At 43.6% G+C, this 5,235-nt stretch carries 2 protein-coding genes; both read right to left on the minus strand.

The annotated features are described in order from the left end of the window. The coding region (locus tag IM515_RS15495; RefSeq protein ID WP_287698056.1) for a DUF4347 domain-containing protein at positions 1-4,634 on the minus strand (4,634 nt) is incomplete at its 3' end. A 265-nt stretch (positions 4,635-4,899) separates the two neighbouring features. Next, positions 4,900-5,235: DUF4351 domain-containing protein (locus tag IM515_RS15500; protein ID WP_287629456.1), on the minus strand; the 336-nt coding region annotated here is incomplete at its 5' end.

The raw sequence follows: 5,235 nt of genomic DNA on the forward strand, positions 1-5,235 counted from the left end.
GCAGAGTCAGAAGTATCATAATTACCCTTGAGAGTGGGGTTTGTCGGGTTGCTGATGTCGATGATTTGCAGTCCTTGACCTCCATCAGCTACATAAGCATAGTTACCGACTATTTGTACATCATTAGCACTGCCAGAAGTATCATAATTACCCTTGAGAGTGGGGTTTGTCGGGTTGCTGATGTCGATGATTTGCAGTCCTTGACCTCCATCAGCTACATAAGCATAGTTACCGACTATTTGTACATCATAAGCAGAGCCAGAAGTATTATAATTACCCTTAAAGGTGGGGTTTGTCGGGTTGCTGATGTCGATGATTTGCAGTCCTGAATAATCATCAGCTACATAAGCATAGTTGCCGACTATTTGTACATCCAAAGCATAGCCAGAAGTATTATAATTACCCTTGAGAGTGGGATTTGTCGGGTTGCTGATGTCGATGATTTGCAGTCCTGAATCCGAATCAGCTACATAAGCATAGTTGCCGACTATTTGTACATCATTAGCACTGCCAGAAGTATTATAATTACCCTTGAGAGTGGGGTTTGTCGGGTTGCTGATGTCGATGATTTGCAGTCCTGAACTACTATTAGCTAGATATGCATAGTTACCGACTACTTGTACACCTAAAGCATCGCCAGAAGTATCATAATTACCCTTGAGAGTGGGATTTGTCGGGTTGCTGATGTTGATGATTTGCAGTCCTGACCAATAATCAGCAAGATATGCATAGTTACCGACTATTTCTACATCATCTGCGCCACCATAAGAAGAAGTACCCTTGAGAATAGGATTTGTCGGGTTGCTGATGTCGATGATTTCTAGTCCTCCTCCTGCGATATAAGCATAGTTACCGACTATTTGTATATCGTTACCCGGAAAACCATAATTTGCCCCAAGAGTCGGGTTACTGGGGTTACTAATATTAATAATGTCCAGTTCCGAATTTCCTACAACATAAGCATAGTTGCCGACTACTTGTACACCATTAGCCACTACATCAAAAGTATCAAAATCATCGAGATCAACACCACCCTTGTAATTGGGGTTTGTCGGGTTGCTGATGTCGATGATGTCCAGTCGTCCAGGAAACGAACTAGCACTCCCACCCTCATAGTCTGGAAAAGGAAAAGTAATGAATACCTCTCCGCTACTGACAATATAAGCATAGTTGCCGACTACTTGTATATCACTGCCGGGATAACCGAACCCTACCCCTGTCCACCAAGACCCATAAAAAGATTCGCCTTTAAGGGTGGGATTTGTCGGGTCGCTGATGTCGATGATTCCCAGCGAACTCCTATTATTAGCTAGATATGCATAGTTACCGACTACTTGTACATCATAAGCCCAGCCGCGATAATAATTACCCACAAGGGTGGGAGCGGCTGGGTTGCTGATGTCGATGATTTGCAGTCCTGAACCACCAGCAGCTACATAAGCATAGTTGCCGACTATTTGTATATCTTCACCACCAAAATTATAACTTTCCTTAAAAGTCGGGTTACTGGGGTTACTAATATCAATAATCCCCAGTTTATCCCCCAATACATAAGCATAGTTACCGACTACTGCTACAGCATCGACACTGTTTAAATTATCCCATTCTCCTACTAATGCTAGGGTAGTAATTGTTCCCGTAACTGCGGTAGTCGTACCTACTGCATAACCCGTACCCGAAGCAAGAGTTAAAGCAACGGTTTCGTCACTTTCAACTGTTGTATCAGGAGTGGGGTCAACGGTTACAGTCGCAGTCGATGAACCAGCAGCGAAAGTCACTGTCCCTGTTGCACTGGTGAAAGTTGCTGCACCGGTTTGGGTGTAATCTGTACTAAAAGTAGCTGTCCCCCCGACTGTATAATTGGCTGTCAAAGCATTCGTTGTGGAACCGCTACGAGTGAAGGTGTAAATCAAGTTGGTTGTCCCGTGTTCGGTAACACTACTGGGAGAAACCGCAAGAGTGACACTAGCATCATCATTGGTAATTGTTCCAGTAACTGCGGTGGTCGTACCTACTGTATAACCAGTCCCAGAAGCAAGAGTTAAGCTGACGGTTTCGTCGTCTTCAACTGTAGTATCAGCAGTCGGATCAATTGTTACGGTAGCAGTGGTAGAATTAGCGGCGAAAGTCACTGTCCCTGTGGTTGTTGTATAACTGGCTGCACCAGTTTGGCTGTAATCTGTGCTAAATGTCGCTGTCCCCCCGACTGTATAGTTGACGGTTAAAGGATTAGTGGTTACACCGGTACGGGTGAAGGAGTAGGACATATTAGCTGTCCCGTCTTCATCAACACTGCTGGGAGAAATAGAAAGAGTAACAGTTTGTGGACTGGTAAACTCACTCACATCGATGATTTGCAGTCCTGAACTGCCATCAGCTACATAAGCATAGTTACCGACTATTTGTACATCATAAGCACTGCCAGAAGTATCATAATTACCCTTGAGAGTGGGGGTTGTCGGGTTGCTGATGTCGATGATTTGCAGTCCTGAACTGCCATCAGCTACATAAGCATAGTTCCCCACTATTTGTACATCCCAAGCACTGCCAGAAGTATTATAATTACCCTTGAGAGTGGGGGTTGTCGGGTTGCTGATGTCGATGATTTGCAGTCCTGAACTACCATCAGCTACATAAGCATAGTTCCCCACTATTTGTACATCATAAGCACTGCCAGAAGTATTATAACTGCCCTTGAGAGTGGGGGTGGTCGGGTTGCTGATGTCGATGATTTGCAGTCCTGAACTGCCATCAGCCACATAAGCATAGTTCCCCACTATTTGTACATCCCAAGCAGTGCCAGAAGTGTTATAATTGCCCTTGAGAGTGGGGGTGGTCGGGTTGCTGATGTCGATGATTTGCAGTCCTGAACTGCCATCAGCTACATAAGCATAGTTCCCCACTATTTGTACATCCCTAGCATTGCCAGAAGTATCATAATTACCCTTGAGAGTGGGGGTGGTCGGGTTGCTGATGTCGATGATTTGCAGTCCTGACGTATCATCAGCTACATAAGCGTAGTTACCGACTATTTGAACACCAGAAGCCAAGCCAGAATGATCATAATTACTCTTGGGAGTAGGAGTTGTAGGATTGCCGATGTCGATAATTTGCAGTCCTGATGAATTATCAGCCACATAAGCATAGTTACCCACTACTTGTACATCCAAAGCAACGCTGGGAGTATCATAATTACCCTTGAGAGTGGGATTTGTCGGGTTGCTAATGTCGATGATTTGCAGTCCTTTATCATAATCAGCTACATAAGCATAGTTACCGACTACTTGTACACCCGCAGCATTGCCAGAAGTATTGTAATTACCCTTGAGAGTGGGGTTTGTCGGGTTGCTGATGTCGATTATTTGCAGTCCTAAACCAGCAGCAGCTAGATAAGCATAGTTACCGACTATTTGTACATCCTCAGCACGGCCAGAAAAAGTACCCTTGAGAGTGGGGTTTGTCGGGTTGCTGATGTCGATGATTTGCAGTCCTTTATCATAATCAGCTACATAAGCATAGTTACCGACTATTTGTACACCTAAAGCCCAGCCAGAAGTATTATAATTACCCTTGAGAGTGGGGTTTGTCGGGTTGCTAATGTCGATGATTTGCAGTCCTGACGTATCATCAGCTACATAAGCATAGTTGCCGACTATTTGTACACCCGCAGCATAGCCAGAAGTATTATAATTACCCTTGAAGGTGGGGTTTGTCGGGTTGCTGATGTCGATAATGTGCAGTCCTGAACCTACATCAGCTACATAAGCATAGTTACCGACTACTTGTACATCTTGGTCTATATAAACACCAGGAGTTAGATAACCAGAAGGAATATCATAACTTCCCTTAAAAATCGGGTTACTGGGGTTACTAATATCAATAATCTCCAGAGTGTCCCCTACCGCATAAGCATAGTTACCGACTATTGTTACCGCACTGGCATAGCTTAATCTATACCATCCTCCTACTAACGTAGGGGCAAATACTCCGGGATAAGTGTTGAGTATATCCGACTGAAAAACACCAGATGTCTGCAAATCCGACAAATCTAAGGTTTCAATAAAGGTTTGATTCTCTCCCTTTATCGCGGGTAAACTCACCTCTAACTGCCAACTTCCTCCTAATGCGGCATTTCCTACCTTTCTGCTGGAAGCCGCTATTTTCGCGCCAGTAATTTGGGACAATTTATTAATAAACTCTGTCCCGGCATCTCCCGCCGCGACCTGACAACCGTACAGTAGAATACGATTAATCTTTGCCCAATTCTGTAACTGTTGGCGGTAATCGTAAATATTTGTTAAATTAAGTTGACAATTTCCTAAATATAAGCACCCCGGCGCACCATGGGAAACCAGGTGAATGGTGGTAATCTGGGGATTTTGTTGTAAAAAAGCGGATATTTGTTCGATTCCGTCTTTATTGGCAGAGAGAATAACCGTGGCGACTTCTGGAATTACCCCAGCTTGGAGGGTTTGATAATCGGTAACACCAGCATCGAGGAAAACTACGGTAGCGGTTAAACGCTGATTTCTCGCACTATCCACCCGATTAGCTTGACTCAAGCCATCAGATTGAGCAAAATTGAACAAAACATCGTCAATAGCAGCAAGGCTCGGCAAAAGAGTGGGAGTCATGACGTTGACCTAGAAAGATTACTGCGGCTATCTTACTCAAAGAATCCTGAATGTTTCAAGATACCTGTAACAGAAATTAACATTTATACAAGAAAACGGGTTTCTCAAAGGAACTAGAAACCGGGTTTCTCAAAGAAAGCGGGTTTCTCAAAGAGGTTCTCGCAGAAACCCGGTTTCTGCAATTTAGAAAACGGGTTTCTCAAAGAGTTTCTCAAAGAAACCCGTTTTCTCATTTGTTGGGAAGATGCGATCGCTAACGTCAAAACTAGGCAGTTAAAGTATTTAACCAATTGATTAAATCTTCAACCGTAGAGAAATCGAATAAAGCTTCTCCTAATGCTTCGACATCATCAATACTTAACTCCATGATTTTAGTTTCCAATGAAGGATTAATCTCCCCTAACTTGCGTTTAAGTTGACGAATAATCAATGTTTTTTCCCGTTCAATACCTTGTTCGATACCGCGTTCAATACCTTGACGCATCCAACTGGTGGTAATTTGCATAACTCCCTCCTGTACAGGTTGACTAAATGTGCTAATCTCTTCTTGAAATTGTCTCTCTTCCACCGGATTTAGATTGAGATAAGTATCAATAAATCC

It is taken from the genome of Microcystis sp. M44BS1, assembly GCF_020244875.1.
In the GTDB taxonomy this organism is placed as follows: domain Bacteria; phylum Cyanobacteriota; class Cyanobacteriia; order Cyanobacteriales; family Microcystaceae; genus Microcystis; species Microcystis panniformis.